Raw genomic sequence first — 13,756 nt, 5'->3', positions numbered from 1 at the left:
GCGTTATTCAGACAGGAAGGAAGACAAGGCAGTTGCGTCCCATTCCCATAGCCAGTGGCCTGGCGATCATCAGCCTTTTGCTGGCCTTGTTTCTGCTTCTCGATACGGCGGCAATCCGACAGGCCCTGGGCCAAGTCTCGCTCCTTGCCGTCGTGAGCGGACTTGTCATCGTCCAGATCCAGATCATCCTGTCCGCCCTGCGCTGGCGTTTTACCGCAGGCCGGCTCGGACAGAAAATGCCGGCGAGCCATGCGCTCGGTGAATATTACCTCGCCAGCGCGCTGAACCAGGTCCTGCCCGGCGGCATGGCCGGAGACGCCCTGCGCGCCTATCGCGGTCGAGGAGAGGGCGGGGCGGGGATGGCTCTTTCGACAAAAGCGGTAATCCTGGAGCGCCTGTCGGGCCAGCTCGCTTTCTTTTCCATCTGTGCCTGCGGCCTCCTGTTCTGGCCAAGCCTGCTGGCCAGGATCCTGCCGGGCGCGGCGCCGGTCTGGCTTGCCCTTGTCGTCATGCTGCTGCTGGGCGCGAGCGGATTGATCCTGCGCCGGCTCCGGTCCCTTCGCCAGGATCTCACTCGCGCCTTCGTCGAAAGAGGAGCTTGGAGGGTACAGCTCCTGCTCAGTCTCGGCACCACGGGCGCCTATCTTCTGCTCTTCTGGTTGGCGGCCTATGCAACAGGCGGTGCTCTGCCTGTCACCGCTTTGGTGACCGTCATTCCTCTGTGCCTCTTGTCCATGCTGATCCCCACCGGGTTCGGCGGCTGGGGAACGCGGGAAGCCGCCGCAGCGGCGCTTTGGCCGCTGGTCGGGCTCGCCAGCGCGCAGGGTGTCGCCGCCAGTATCCTGTACGGAGCTCTTGCGCTGATCGGTTCGCTGCCGGGCCTCGCCGTCCTCGTCTTTCATCGCCGTAAGGGCCATGTGACGGCTCAAGGCGACAGGCGCGCGTAAATGTCACCCGACGGCGCATCCCTCGGTAGGCCGGCAAGATCGCGGCGCAGGGTCAGGGCATCCACCCACTCCTCCGCGTGGAAACGATGGCTTTCGCCGATCACGCGGTTGAAGCGGTAGCGGCCCTTCTGCTCCAGAACCTCGATCGCCGCTTCCGTCAGCGCCATCATGGACGGAATGTATTCGAAGGCGATCAGCGGCAGCGGCGCTTCCATGCCGCGCAGGATATCGGCCTCGACACCCTCCACATCGATCTTGCAGAAGTCCGGACGTCCGTAACGCGACACCAGGCTTTCCAAAGTCGTCATCGGAACCCTGACCTTGCTGTCCCAGTCCACGGACGAGAAGCCGGGCGATTGTTTCGCCGCCGCGAGGAATTCCGGCGAGATGCTGGTGACCGTCGGATGACGGGTGGAGATGTGCAGGTCGATTTCGCCCATCTCGCGCCCCACGGCGACCCGCTCCAGCGCCAGCAGCCGTTTGGCCAGATGCCGCTCAAGGAAATCCGCGAAGACCGGTTGGGGTTCGACGGCGACCACCCGCGCGCCCAGCGCCGCAAGTGTCCGGCTTCGGCTTCCCACATGGGCACCGATATCGAATACCAGATGGCCGGGCTCGATGAGGGCGCCGTAGAACCGATGGAGACTGCGCCGGCGCCAGGGAAGGCCGTAATAGATCACGACCGATCGCAACAGACCGAGCTGGGTCGAAACGCCCTTCCTCATCGGGCTGCTCGCCTCGACCGCGTGATGAGCCATGCCGTGTCCACGGCAAAGGAATAGGCCAGGAGAAGCAGGCAGATGGCACAGAGGGCGCCGGTGAAAGGCTGTGCCAGGCCTGGAACGACGGCCAGGCACAAGGCCGCGACCTGGATAACGCAGACCAATTTGCGCCGCACCGAGGCAAAGAGTTCCGCCCGAAGGGCAGGGAAGAGCCATTGCGCCGCGACGAAGGCATAGCGCATCATCCCGATTGCCATGACCCAGGCGCCGGCCTTGTCCAGAACGAAGCAGGCAATGGAGAGCATCAGGATCAGGAAGGCATCCACCTCCATGTCGAAGCGGGCGCCGAGTTCGGATTGCTGGCGAAAGAGGCGGGCAAGCGAACCGTCGACACCGTCCAGGGCCAAAGCCAGGCAGGTGGCGGCGACCATTGACCAGATGAGGACCGTGACCTCGCCCTCGGCAAAGCTCTGCGAGGAAAGAATGGTGGCCGCCACGAGGCTGACCAGGCCCGCCCGGATCGCGGTCACGGCATTGCCATAGCCGAACCTCGCATGCCGGTGGCGCGGCAGGCCCATGAGGACGAACAGAAACATGACGGCGAGAATTGCCGCGGCAAGCATGACCACATGTCCCTCGAGCGCCAGATGGCGTGTCGCCATCCAGCCGATGAGGAGCGAGACGCAGTAGACCGACAGCAGGACTTTCAGCGTATTCGCCATCAGCCCGCCGCCATCCGGCAACCATCGCTTCTGTGGCTCGCCGGCCCGTTCACTCAGATCCTGAAGCAGTGTCATGGGGATGCCTCAGCAGTCATTCCGCTGCGATCAAGGTTTCGAGGTCCAGCATATGGCCGGCCCGCAAGGTCTTGGTCCGCAGATAGTTCTCATTCTCGCTCGTGACGCGTCCAAGCACCGGCGTGCGGGCGTGGACGGTGATGCCGGCGCGTCGCAGGCTCTCGATCTTCGTCGGATTGTTCGTGTAGACGACGACCTGCGAGATCGACAGGAGCTTCAGCATGGCAATCGCCGACTCGTAGCGGCGGTGGTCGGGCGCAAAGCCAAGCTCCGCATCGGCATCGATCGTATCCAGTCCGCGATGCTGATAGCCATAGGCGCGCATCTTGGCGCCGATTCCCGTCCCGCGTCCTTCCTGATCGAGATAAAGCAGAACGCCGCCGCCGGCCTGTAGCAGGAGGTCCAGCCCGTTGCGCAGCTGGTCGCCACAGTCGCATTTCAGCGAGCCGCACAGATCGCCGGTGATGCAGGACGAGTGGATGCGGATGGGAACCGGCTTCGACACATCCGGCTTGCCGACGATGATGGCAACCTGATCCTTCTGGGCAAGGCCGCCACGGAAGACGACAAAATCCGCATCGCCGTAGTCATTCAGCGGCACACGCGTCCTGACGATCTGCTGGAAGCTTTCGCGCGCCGGCCGCGCGCCGGCAATCCGGTCCGCATGAAGGCTACAGCAACCGGAAAACGCCGAGGAATCCTCCGAGACGTCAGCGCAGACGAGAGCAGGGAGCAGTAAAGCGGTCTGAGTCAGATCGACGGCGGCGGAAGCAAGAGCCGGCGCGGCTGTCCATGTCTCCGGCCGGTCGACGTCGACCGCGTAGGAAAGCCTGGACGCCCAGTCAAAACCTTTACCGGCAAGCGGGACCAGCACATCCGTGGTTGTCTTGATGCCGATGCGAGCCGCCCGCGGCCGCGTCAGCAAAAGTCCATGGTTCTGCCGCGCAGCTTCGGCAAACTGGTCGAAGAGGCGAGGCTGGACCGCATCGAGCGCGACGAGCGCCATCTTGTTCTGGTTGTCGTGCAGAATGATCGGGCGACCATAGCGCAACTCCGATACTGTGCGTTCGACCTCCACTGCCGGATCTGTCCCGTTGATTGAGAAGGGGCTCTCGCCTGTCATGCTGTCCTCCTGGTATATTGGCAGTGTTTACGCAGATGTAGGGCCGGTGGATCGTCAATTTGACCGAAAACAATTTTCTTTGATCAGGGGGCGACATCCTCTTGTCCTGCTCTAGTTAGTGCCAGCTAAACTCGAAATGAAGTTCAAGGTGTCGATGACGAAAGTCGCTGGCGAGAGCCGACCACACTGAATTGGCACCCTGTCCCCCTTATCGCCCCTGACTACGAGGCCTCCTCCACAGGATGATCGCATGACATTTTCCCCGCTTCGACCGGACTCCCAAGAACGCTCAACGTCTGCGCAGGCGCTTTGGTTCGAGGCTGCGGGAAAAACGTCCATGCGGTCCACCGCATTGCGTCCGCCGGGCGACGGGGAGGTCCAGGTGCGCACTCTCTATACCGGGATCAGCCGCGGTACGGAGGCTACGGTCTTCCAGGGTCTGGTTCCCGAGAGCGAGCGCGAGAGGATGCGGCTTCCCTGCATGGAGGGGGAATTCGCCTTTCCGCTGAAATACGGCTATTGTGCCGTTGGAACGGTGGAAGCTGGCGAGGCGGAATTGATTGGCCAGACCGTTTTCTGTCTCCACCCGCACCAGGACAGATTTGTCGTTCCTGTTTCAGGCATTGTTCCGCTTCCCGCGGATCTGCCCGCGGCGCGCGGCGTTCTTACGGCCAATATGGAGACGGCGCTCAACATCGTCTGGGATGCGGCCATCCAGCCCGGCGAACGTGTGGCCGTCTTCGGGGCCGGTGTCGTCGGTACGCTTGTCGCTTTCCTGGCACGATCCATTCCCGGGACCGAGGTCGTCCTCGTCGATCCCAATCTGGAGCGCGCCAGTCTTGCCAGCGCGCTCGATATTGCTTTCACCGTGCCGGGCAGCCTCGACGGGAGTTTCGACCGGCTGATCAACGCGTCGGGGTCGGCTGCTGCGCTTGCGGAAGCCATCGAACTGGCCGGCATGGAAGCACGGCTGGTCGAGGCCAGCTGGTACGGGCAAAGGCAGGTCAGCCTCTGCCTGGGCGGCGCCTTCCATTCCAAGCGGCTCTCCATCGTGTCCTCGCAGGTCGGGCAAGTCTCGGCTTCGATGCGCGCCCGCTGGGACCACCGGCGTCGCATGGCGAAAGCCATGGATCTCCTTGCCGATCGGCGGCTGGATCAGCTGATCTCCGGCGAAAGCGCCTTTCGTGATCTGCCAGCGGATTATCCGCGTATCCTCCAGTCATCCGCAACCCTGTGCCATCGCATTTCATTCCAGTAAAAAGAGAGCCTCCCATGTTCGCAGTCGAAGTTCGCGACCACATCATGATTGCCCATAGCCTCCCGCGTCCGGTCTTCGGTCCCGCGCAGGGAATGCATGGGGCGACCTTCGTCGTCGATGCCGCCTTCTTCACCAAGGATGTCGACGAAGACGGCCTCGCGGTGGATATCGGGCTCGCAACGCAGGTGGTCGGCGAGGCGTTGAAGCCGCTGAACTACCAGAACCTCGACGAACTGGATGTCTTCAAGGGCCGGGTCACGACCACTGAAGTGCTTGCCAAGCATATTTTCGACCAGCTGGCCGTGGCCGTGAAGGCGGGCCGTCTCGGCTCCGGCAGCCAGCGGATCTGCCGCCTGCGGGTTCTCCTGCATGAAAGCCACGCCGCACGCGGCTGGTACGAGGCCGACCTTTGAGGGGCGAGCTTGTCTTCGCCTATCCGGGTGATCTCGACACCAAGACCGGAGGCTACGGCTATGACAGGCAATTGATCGCCGAACTGATCGCACTCGGTCAGCCGGTGCGCACCATCGGGCTCGGGAACGGATTTCCCAATCCTGCCGCCGATGTGCTGGAGCACGCGGGGTCCCTTCTGTCCGCCCTGCCGGATGACAGCCTGGTCCTGATCGATGGCCTGGCTTTCGGCGTGATGGGCGAATGGGCGGCACGCGAGGCGCAGCGCCTGCGCATCGTTGCGCTGGTGCATCACCCGCTGGGGCTGGAAAGCGGGCTATCGGCCGCCGCGCGCGAGGCGCTGCTGGAACGGGAGGCTATGGCCCTCGCCCATGTTCGTCATGTCATCGTGACATCGCCCGCCACGGCCCGCGAGTTGAGCAGCCTGTTTTCGATCCCGGCACAGGCCATCACCGTCGCGCTGCCCGGCACGGCGCATGCCGCGCGGGCGAAGCCGCATAATGCGGTGCCTCATATCGTCTCGATCGGATCGCTGACGACACGGAAAGGTCATGATGTCCTGATGCGAGCGCTGGCACGGCTTGAGGATCTTCCGTTCACGGCGACGATCATCGGCAGTCCTGATCTCGATCCGGCTGTGGCGGCGGCGCTGGCTGGCCTGCGCGATGAGCTTGACCTTGGAGACAGGCTCATCCTTGCCGGCGAAGTGCTCGACGTCGCGGATGAACTGGCAAAGGCCGACATCTTCGCGCTCGCCAGCCGCTACGAAGGCTATGGAATGGTTTTCGCCGAAGCGCTCGCCTATGGCCTTCCCGTCATCGGCTGTGCGGCGGGCGCCGTGCCGGACGTCGTTCCTTCGGATGCGGGCATCCTGGTGCCGGTGGATGATGTGGAAGCCTTCGCCGCGGCTTTGCGCCGGCTCCTGAGCGACACGGCGGCGCGCCAGCATATGGCCGAGGCGTCCTACCGCGCCGGCCAGGCCTTGCCCACCTGGCAGCAAACCGGCGCGATCGTGGCCGACAGCCTGAGGACAGTCGCATGAGTGGATTTGAAAGCGGCTGGCTCAGCCTGCGCGAACCGGCGGATGCCAGAGCCCGCAATGACGGGCTGCTGGCCGAGCTTGGCCGGTATCTGCATGACGGCGAGACGCCGGCGCGGTTGATGGATATCGGATGCGGAACGGGCTCGACCTTTCGCAGCCTGGCCGGGCGTCTGCCGGACAATGCGAGATGGACGCTCGTCGATTACGACAGCATGCTGCTCGCGGAGGCGGAAAGGCGCATTGGTCATGAAAATGTCGACTATCTGCAGCTGGATCTTTCCAGCCTCGACGCCCTGCCGTTGCAGGATTGCACGGTCCTGACCGCCTCGGCCTTCTTCGATCTCTGCTCGGCGGCCTTTTGCGAAGGACTGGCCTCGAAACTTTCCGCCGCCGGCACGGGTCTGTATGCGGCGCTGAATTACGATGGCCGGATCGCGTGGACCAATCGGCATGTCCTCGACCTCCAGATCGTGCGGATCTTCAACCGGCACCAGACGACGGACAAGGGCCTGGGCCAGGCTCTCGGGCCGATGGCGACGCCGCATCTGAAGACGGTTCTCGAGAATGAGGGTTTCCGCGTCTCGACCGCCGACAGTCCGTGGCGACTGGGTCCGGCCGAGACTGCGCTTCACCGGGCTTTCGTGGAAGGCATGGTGGCACCGGTTCTGGAAATGGCGGAACTGGATCACGCCTCCGTCATGTCCTGGCGGGATGCCCGCCTAGCCGACATCGACGAGGGCGGCAGCTGCCTTGTCGGTCACCTGGACCTTCTGGCTTTGCCGGCCAAGTGACATCATCGGCTCCTCGCGCAGACGGCAGTCGAAGAGGATGTCGCTGCCGAGGCTGAAGACTTCGGCCTCCGGCCGATGTGCTTCCGACAGCTTGCGGATCGGCGGCAGGGAAATGCCCTGCGGCCCGGACCCGATAATCAGCGGCGCAATGGCGACATGCAGATGATCGACAAGGCCCATGTCGATGAACCGCGAAATCGTCCGCGCGCCGCCTTCCACCAGAATGCGTTTCAGCTTGCAATCATCCAGCGCATCGAGAATATCCTCAGGGCAGATGCCGCTCTCGCCGAGAGGCAGGCGGATCACCTTTGCCGGATAGCTGCGGCGCGGCGCCTCGTCCGACTGGATCACGATGACCGGCGCCCCGCCGTCGTGGAACAGGCCTTCGTCACCCGCAAGCTGCGCATGGCAATCGATCACGACCCGAACAGGGTCGCGGCCGCGGACGGCACGCACGGATAGGCGTGGATTGTCGGCTTTGACTGTTCCGACGCCGACTATCACCGCATCGACCAGCGCGCGGCAGCGGTGCAGATGGGCAATACCTTCGGGACCCGAAATATCCTGCGCATCGCCGAAGGGCGTTGCCACGCGCCCGTCAAGGGACTGGCCGACCTGCGCCAGAACGAAACGGCCGCGGGCCGCAGCTATTGGCCCATACAAGGCAAAGGCGGGATCGGAGGAGCGACCGAGATCCTCGCGGGTCCGGTCGCGGATCTCCAAAAGGCGGGTCCAGATTGTGTCGGTCATGTCTATGCGGCGCATCCAGATCACATCCGTTAGAGCATTCGATAAAGGGTGCGGTCACGACGGATCACGTGGTGGAAGATCACGCCAGTCAGATGTAACGCGAGAAGCGCCAAAAGGGTCCATGCGCTCCATTCGTGTATGCGAGAAAATATTGGAGCGACGCCGGGCGATTTGTTTAAGGGGCTCCAGACCTCGACCAGACCAAACCATTTGAGCGGAAAGCCATGCGCATTCGTGGCCAGAAAGCCGCTGACCGGCATGATGATGAGGAATGCGTAAAGCAATGTGTGGACGAGGCCTGCGAGACGGCCGTGAAAGCCGGTGACGATCGGCGCGGGCGCGCCGTGCCTCAGCCGCAGACCGATCCGCAGGATCATGATCCACAGCGCTAGGAATCCCAGGGATTCGTGCAGCAGGTAGAAGTCGAGCTTGACCTCGTCACGCACGAATTTGATCATGTAGCCAAGCGGCCAAATGCAGAAGATGAGGATGGCTATGGACCAATGAAGCACGCGCAAGGCCGGCGCATAGGTTGATCCCGTCATAATCTCCCTCCCATTGCCCTTGCCGGTCATCAGCGTTGCGGATTCTTACCCTCTTAAGCCGGAGCGGCAGGGTAACCTGTCCCGAAATCTGCGAACACTCACTTTTTAAGGAATAGCAAAAGCCGACCCTAACGGTTCGGCCTTAAAAGGGTGAATGAAGCTTGGGCATGGAATGTCAACCGCAGACCCATACCCTGGCCCTTCAGATCTAGACCCGCGAGGACGACGTTTCACGCCATGCTGACAGCCTCCGAAAGCCGAGCCATCGAGACTGCCCCTGACGCTTCCCCGACCCGAACACCAGAGGCGGACGAAACTGCGCGATCCGGGTATCGCGGGCAGATACCGGCAGCCGAACCCGTCTCCTTCGGCCTGTGCGCGGCCCGCTACATGCCGGCCCGTGCGGCGGAAGAGACTGCGCGGTCGCCGGCGGTCCTGCTCGTCGCGCCCTGGGGGCTGGAAGAGCTGTCGACGCGCAAATTCTTCCGCCTCCTCGCAGATCGTCTGGCGGCGACAGGTATTGCCAGCCTCCGCTTCGATTTCCCCGGCACAGGGAATTCACTCGATCCTGAACCGGCTTCGGAGGGCCTGGATCTTTGGCGCGAGAGCATTTGCGAAGCCGCGCGTCACCTTAGGGAGCGTGGCCATGACGAGATCATCCTGATCGGCCAGGGCCTCGGCGCCTCGCTCGCCCTGCAGGCCTCGGCCTCCCTTGAAGGGCTTGCGGCCATGGCGCTGCTGGCGCCGGTGGTGTCCGGCCGTTCCTACCTGCGCGAGCTTTCGGTCTGGGCGAAGGTGGTCGATGACGGGCTGAACCTCGAGACCTCCGAGCGCCGCCCTGCGGAGCAGACCGCCATCGCCGGTCTTGTTATGCCAGCCGCGGCGGCAAAGGAGCTCTCACGGCTGAAACTCAGCACGATCAATGAGATAGGAAAAGTTCCTTATCTGCTTTTCGAACGTCCGGGTCAGCTGGGGAATGATGAGCTGGCCGAGCGGCTGGAGACAGCTCAGACGTCACTTCAACGCGATCCTTTCGCAGGCTATGACGCCCTTATCGCCGGCCCGATGAGCTCCCGGATCGGCGAAAGCGACATTGAAACCCTGGTCGGCTGGGTATCCAAGCAGACTTCAGAGTATGAAAAGTCTACACAAATCCGTGTGTTGAGCGGTTTTCCTCGCGCAGAAACCGAACTCCGGACTCCTGTCTTCTGCGAGACCGGCGTGTCCTTCGGGAATCATCATCGGCTGGCCGGCGTTCTGTGCGAGCCGCTTGCAGATCCTGCGGAGGTCTGCGTGCTCCTCTTCGGCTCGGCCTATGACCGTCATTCCGGCTGGGGCCGGCTCGCGACACTCACGGCGCGGCGGTTGGCCGCCGCCGGCATCGCATCGCTTCGGTTCGATTGCGCCAATGTCGGCGACAGCCCGCCGGCCGAGGGCGCGCCGGCCCAGGTTCTCTATGCGACCTCGCAGCTGGATGATGCACAGGCAGCGCTCACTTTCCTGGACGCACGCATCGGCCGACCGGTGGTCGGCGTCGGACGCTGCAGCGGCGCCTATCTCGCCTTTCGAACCGGGCTCGTGGATGACCGCCTGAAAAGTCTTGTTCTGGTCAATCCCTATGCCTTCGTGTGGGATGAACGCTATCCGCTTGATGGAACCATGCGCGCCCTGCCGCAGAGCCTTGCCAGCTATCGGCGCAAGCTGCTGAACCCGGCCATCATCGGCCGTGCCCTGCGCGGCGAAATGGATGTGGCGCAATCCTTGAAGAACCTCCTGGGGAAAGTGGCAGAACGGGCGGAACAGCAGTTGGCCTCCGCCATCGGTTTCTCCCTGCTGCGCCGGCAGGAGCAGAGGCAAGTGCGGGATGGCTTCAAACAGTATCAGGCGAGCGGGCGGCGGCTGAGCCTGGTCTATAGCCGCGGCGACGTCGGAACGGACCATCTCACCTATCATTTCGGTCCGGACGGGGAGAGGCTGGCAGGCCTCGGAAATGTGACCGTCACCTTCATCGAGGGCGCCGACCACAATCTCACGCCACAAGCGGCTCGCGACATCTACTTCGACACCATTCTGGCACGCGCGCGAGACCTGGAGAACGCCAAGCATTTCCGGTAGAAACAGGATCACCTGAAATGCTCTATATCTTTGTTTTTACGCAGTCCGGACACAAAAGCGGTGACGCACTCTTGCTGGACCTGCTCTAGGCCAGCACCCGCTTCAGCGCCGCTCGGGGCATTCCAGTCTTTGCAGAACCGTCTGCGCCTCCTCGCCAGTGAGAAGCGCAGGTGCGGCGGCGAAGGGCGGCTTGGTCTTGCCCGTCGCACTGGCCCGAGAGGCGCGGATCGGCATGGCATTGACTTGCAGGCAGCGACCCTCGGGGTCCAGATGCAGACGGACGGCAGCGCTGGTCCAGACATCCACGCCTTCGCGGTCATAGACGGCTGCGCGTCGGGTATGGAAGATGAAGTTGCCGAGGCCCGGCAATATGGCGCGATCGCGGTAGATGCGCATAGGCTGCAGAACCGGCGCCCCGGTCCCGATGACGACGTCCGCTCCGGCATCCACCAGGTCCTTCGTCAGCCTGTCATACCAGACCGGCGTGACCGTCCAGTCCGCGTCCCAATGGTGGCTGTGCAATGCCAGCACAACGATTTCGCCGCGTCCCTTGGCGCCCAGAATTTCCGCCTGTAGCCTCTCCCGATCGGTCGGGTCGACGTCCCATCGCGGCTGCAGTCGATCGCCGGGCAGGAAAACCGTACCGAAGGCTTCCAAGCCCTCCACCACCTCGCCGCTATAGCCGACCTTTTGCCGCGCCCGCAGACGGGCGGCATCGCCCAATGCCTCGTTCAGCGCCGACAGGCGTGCATAGTCGTCAGGCGGCAAGAGGATTTTCCGGCGCAGCCGCAAGGGCGCAATCCCCGCTCGATCCTGTCCTGCATAGACGATCTCCGGCTGCGGCCCGAGATCAACCGAGAGAAGCGCCACGGTCTGGGCGCCGATGGTGATCGGCGCCGCAGAACACGCGGCCGAGAGATCCATTCCGCTGCCGGCCAGCTGGATCTTGTGCGCCTTCATGGCCGCGTGACTGGCGGAAATGCCTGGCGGGCCCAGATCGAAGGCGTGGTTGTTGGCATGACTCATCGCCGTGAAATGCAAACCGGCCAGCGAGGCGATAACTTCCTTGTCGACCGCATGGACGGTCTTCGTCTTGGTCGGCCAGGCGCCGGGCGCCTGCACGACGCCTTCGAAATTGCCGATCGTCACGTCTGCTTTCAGAAAGTCCAGCAGGTCACCGGCCGCTGCTCCCGTAAGATCCAGCGGCTGGTGGATGAGAACCTGTCCCGTGACGGCTAGGGTCAGGTTCATCGGATCGCTGTATCCTGCTGTTCTGCCAGAGGTTTCAACTTCTGGATCTGAGCGCCTGGGAGGACCGGCAGGATCAGTCGTGACGGATGTGCGGCATCGACGAAGACGCTGTTGCGCGCCACCTGTTTTTCACGCCCGGTGCCTTCCGGGGCGTAGGTATTGGGATTGACGTCATATTTCGGGAAATTGGACGAGGAAATGTCGAGCCTGATGCGATGGCCCTTCTTGAAGATATTGGCCGTTGCGAATGGCTCGATGGTGATCTTGAAGATCTCGCCGGGAACCAGCGGTTCCGGCGTCTCGAAGGAGTTGCGATACCGGCAGCGGAAGATGCCGTCGGTCACGTTCAAGGCAAAGCCCGCGGGGTAGTCTTTGCTCGGCGGATAAACATCGACGAGCTTCGCGGTAAAATCTGTGTCCGGCGCGCTGGAAGCGACAAAAAGTTCGATGCTAATCGGCCCGACCACCGCCAGGTCTTCCGCCAGCGGCTCGCTTTCGAAGCACAGCACATCGGCGCGTGCGGAAAGCGGCAGTCCCGGCCTTGTGCAGCCAAAGAAGCGGTCCGCCTCGCGCTGATCGAAGCCACCGCCCTCAAAGATCGGCTGACCGCTTGTCAGCGAACCTCCGATGGTCGGAACCGGATTCGCTGGATCGTAATCATAGGTGAGGGCCTCAGCCTCTTCTGCCGGCCGCTCCTCTTTCAACCGTCCGCTCGCGTGGAGATGGAGCGAGCGATAATCGGTACCAGGAACAGGCCAATCAGATGCCTGGCACCAGAACCCGCCATGGTCGAGGCGACCCTCGGCCGTTTTCGTGCCGGATCCCGATCCCATCAGGAAGAAGCGCACGGAGGATTCCGTCACCCGGCTCTCACCCCTGTCTTCTGCCTTGTCTTCGACCTTGTTCTTCAGCCAGCGATCGAACCACCGCCGCCTGAAATCGAGCCAGCTCTCCGCCACGTGCCCGCCGATCGGCGCTTCACTGCCGAAGGAGATATCGCCGGCAAAGGTGCTGTTGCGATTGCCGTGCAGCCACGGCCCCATGATCAGCGAGAGCGGTCGCTCCGCATCGCCGGAGAGACCTTTGAAGTTGTCGAGGGTCGATTTGACATAGGCGTCGTACCAGCTGGACATCAGCACGATCGGCACCCGCGGAAAGGTCTTGTATGAGCCCTCCATATAGAGGCCTACCCGTCGCCAGCTGTCGTCAAACGTGCCGCTGCGCCACTGATCGAGAAGATAGGCCTCGTATTCGGGTGCCTCGCGGATTGGCGATACGCCTTCCCGCCACGGCAGGGCGGCGAACCAGGCGGTCAGATCTTCGGCCTCGATGGCGGCCTTGACGAGACCCGAGGCTGCCTCGCGGGCATTGTTATAGGCCCAGGTGACTTGCTTCAGCTCGAAAGCGCCACCCTGGCGGATGCCGCATTGATAGGCGTTCGAGAAGCCGCCGGAATCCATCACCATACAGGCAAGGCCCGGAGGATTGAGGCACGCCAGCGCGGCCTGTGTGTGGGCCGCATAGGACAGACCCATGGTGGCGAAACGGCCATCGGACCATTCCTGTTCAACCAGCCAGGCGGCAGTGTCATAACCATCCGCGGCCTCGGAGATATATTTGGAGAATTCGCCTTCCGATGCATAGCGGCCGCGGCAGTCCTGGTATACGACCACATAGCCGGCCCGGACAAAATAGCACGCCACTTCGTCCCGCCGCAAAGGCGTCGTCATCCCGACTTCGATTTCGGACCGCGACCTTTCCATCTTGCCATAGGGGGTCCGCTCTATGATGCTGGGCAGGCGTCCGGACAGGGCCCGGCCATTTTCTGCCGGACGGTAGATATCAGTCGCGAGGCGCACGCCATCGCGCATGGTCACCATCACATTGCGTTCCACGATCACGTCGTCGGCGATCGCTTCCCGTGCGGAAGACGCCAGCATATTCATCTCGAATGTCCTTAAAAGTCGAAGGTGAAAAGCGGACGCCGCAGGCGGCGTCCGCGTC

General features: G+C 63.0%; 13 protein-coding genes. 6 read left to right on the top strand and 7 right to left on the bottom strand.

The genetic code is table 11. From position 1 onward, the window contains the following. Window positions 1-32: 32 nt before the first annotated feature. Entirely contained in the window at window positions 33-947 is a 915-nt protein-coding gene (locus QTJ18_RS04370) for a lysylphosphatidylglycerol synthase transmembrane domain-containing protein (protein WP_252753228.1), read from the top strand. Here the strand turns inward: QTJ18_RS04370 and QTJ18_RS04365 are convergent. From QTJ18_RS04365 to ribA, 3 genes are read right to left on the bottom strand one after another with little or no spacing between them, the layout of a single operon-like run. After that, window positions 926-1,672 (bottom strand): FkbM family methyltransferase, encoded by a 747-nt coding sequence (locus QTJ18_RS04365; RefSeq protein ID WP_252753229.1) that lies wholly within the window; start codon window positions 1,670-1,672, stop codon window positions 926-928. The genes QTJ18_RS04370 and QTJ18_RS04365 overlap by 22 nt on opposite strands. Next, entirely contained in the window at window positions 1,669-2,466 is a 798-nt protein-coding gene (locus tag QTJ18_RS04360; protein WP_252753230.1) for a CDP-alcohol phosphatidyltransferase family protein, read from the bottom strand. The genes QTJ18_RS04365 and QTJ18_RS04360 overlap by 4 nt, the downstream gene beginning before the upstream one ends. A 16-nt stretch (window positions 2,467-2,482) precedes the next feature. Further along, window positions 2,483-3,589, bottom strand: coding sequence for a GTP cyclohydrolase II RibA (ribA, locus tag QTJ18_RS04355; protein ID WP_252753231.1), 1,107 nt, complete (start codon window positions 3,587-3,589; stop codon window positions 2,483-2,485). Between the two features lie 337 nt (window positions 3,590-3,926). On the opposite strand from ribA, the gene QTJ18_RS04350 reads away from it, so the two are divergent. From QTJ18_RS04350 to QTJ18_RS04335, 4 genes are read left to right on the top strand one after another with little or no spacing between them, the layout of a single operon-like run. Then, the gene (locus tag QTJ18_RS04350) at window positions 3,927-4,847 is read left to right on the top strand and encodes a zinc-dependent alcohol dehydrogenase (protein WP_252753232.1); all 921 of its coding nucleotides are present in this window, start codon (window positions 3,927-3,929) and stop codon (window positions 4,845-4,847) included. Window positions 4,848-4,861: 14 nt separating this feature from the next. Then, entirely contained in the window at window positions 4,862-5,260 is a 399-nt protein-coding gene (locus tag QTJ18_RS04345) for a 6-pyruvoyl trahydropterin synthase family protein (RefSeq protein ID WP_252753233.1), read from the top strand. After that, window positions 5,257-6,300: a glycosyltransferase family 4 protein gene (locus QTJ18_RS04340; RefSeq protein ID WP_252753234.1), complete on the top strand. Its 1,044-nt coding sequence runs from the start codon at window positions 5,257-5,259 to the stop codon at window positions 6,298-6,300. The genes QTJ18_RS04345 and QTJ18_RS04340 overlap by 4 nt, the downstream gene beginning before the upstream one ends. After that, a complete protein-coding gene (locus tag QTJ18_RS04335; protein WP_252753235.1) occupies window positions 6,297-7,091 on the top strand; it encodes a class I SAM-dependent methyltransferase in 795 nt (264 codons plus the stop codon). The genes QTJ18_RS04340 and QTJ18_RS04335 overlap by 4 nt, the downstream gene beginning before the upstream one ends. On the opposite strand, the gene QTJ18_RS04330 is transcribed toward QTJ18_RS04335, so the two are convergent. Together QTJ18_RS04330 and QTJ18_RS04325 are read right to left on the bottom strand one after the other, a co-directional pair. Further along, window positions 7,020-7,841: a RibD family protein gene (locus QTJ18_RS04330; RefSeq protein WP_252753236.1), complete on the bottom strand. Its 822-nt coding sequence runs from the start codon at window positions 7,839-7,841 to the stop codon at window positions 7,020-7,022. The genes QTJ18_RS04335 and QTJ18_RS04330 overlap by 72 nt on opposite strands. Before the next feature lie 29 nt (window positions 7,842-7,870). Beyond that, complete coding sequence (locus QTJ18_RS04325) at window positions 7,871-8,386, bottom strand: cytochrome b (RefSeq protein WP_252753237.1); 516 nt, start codon at window positions 8,384-8,386, stop codon at window positions 7,871-7,873. A 150-nt stretch (window positions 8,387-8,536) separates the two neighbouring features. Here QTJ18_RS04325 and QTJ18_RS04320 point away from each other — a divergent pair, with 150 nt between their 5' ends. After that, window positions 8,537-10,501 (top strand): alpha/beta fold hydrolase, encoded by a 1,965-nt coding sequence (locus tag QTJ18_RS04320; RefSeq protein ID WP_301557764.1) that lies wholly within the window; start codon window positions 8,537-8,539, stop codon window positions 10,499-10,501. A 102-nt stretch (window positions 10,502-10,603) separates the two neighbouring features. On the opposite strand, the gene QTJ18_RS04315 is transcribed toward QTJ18_RS04320, so the two are convergent. Then, a complete protein-coding gene (locus QTJ18_RS04315; RefSeq protein WP_252753239.1) occupies window positions 10,604-11,752 on the bottom strand; it encodes a CapA family protein in 1,149 nt (382 codons plus the stop codon). Continuing rightward, window positions 11,749-13,698 (bottom strand): CocE/NonD family hydrolase, encoded by a 1,950-nt coding sequence (locus tag QTJ18_RS04310; protein ID WP_252753240.1) that lies wholly within the window; start codon window positions 13,696-13,698, stop codon window positions 11,749-11,751. The genes QTJ18_RS04315 and QTJ18_RS04310 overlap by 4 nt, the downstream gene beginning before the upstream one ends. Window positions 13,699-13,756: the final 58 nt, after the last annotated feature.

This window comes from Rhizobium sp. SSA_523, from assembly GCF_030435705.1.
GTDB lineage: Bacteria > Pseudomonadota > Alphaproteobacteria > Rhizobiales > Rhizobiaceae > Neorhizobium.
This window is presented reverse-complemented; position numbering and strand designations above follow the sequence as displayed.

Excerpts from the sequence above, each read along its gene's own strand:
- QTJ18_RS04365 (WP_252753229.1), bottom strand. The coding sequence starts at position 1,672 with ATGAGGAAGGGCGTTTCGACCCAGCTCGGTCTGTTGCGATCGGTCGTG.
- QTJ18_RS04360 (WP_252753230.1), bottom strand. The coding sequence starts at position 2,466 with ATGACACTGCTTCAGGATCTGAGTGAACGGGCCGGCGAGCCACAGAAG.
- ribA (WP_252753231.1), bottom strand. The coding sequence starts at position 3,589 with ATGACAGGCGAGAGCCCCTTCTCAATCAACGGGACAGATCCGGCAGTG.
- QTJ18_RS04350 (WP_252753232.1), top strand. The coding sequence starts at position 3,927 with ATGCGGTCCACCGCATTGCGTCCGCCGGGCGACGGGGAGGTCCAGGTG.
- QTJ18_RS04345 (WP_252753233.1), top strand. The coding sequence starts at position 4,862 with ATGTTCGCAGTCGAAGTTCGCGACCACATCATGATTGCCCATAGCCTC.
- QTJ18_RS04335 (WP_252753235.1), top strand. The coding sequence starts at position 6,297 with ATGAGTGGATTTGAAAGCGGCTGGCTCAGCCTGCGCGAACCGGCGGAT.
- QTJ18_RS04330 (WP_252753236.1), bottom strand. The coding sequence starts at position 7,841 with ATGACCGACACAATCTGGACCCGCCTTTTGGAGATCCGCGACCGGACC.
- QTJ18_RS04325 (WP_252753237.1), bottom strand. The coding sequence starts at position 8,386 with ATGACGGGATCAACCTATGCGCCGGCCTTGCGCGTGCTTCATTGGTCC.
- QTJ18_RS04315 (WP_252753239.1), bottom strand. The coding sequence starts at position 11,752 with ATGAACCTGACCCTAGCCGTCACGGGACAGGTTCTCATCCACCAGCCG.
- QTJ18_RS04310 (WP_252753240.1), bottom strand. The coding sequence starts at position 13,698 with ATGAATATGCTGGCGTCTTCCGCACGGGAAGCGATCGCCGACGACGTG.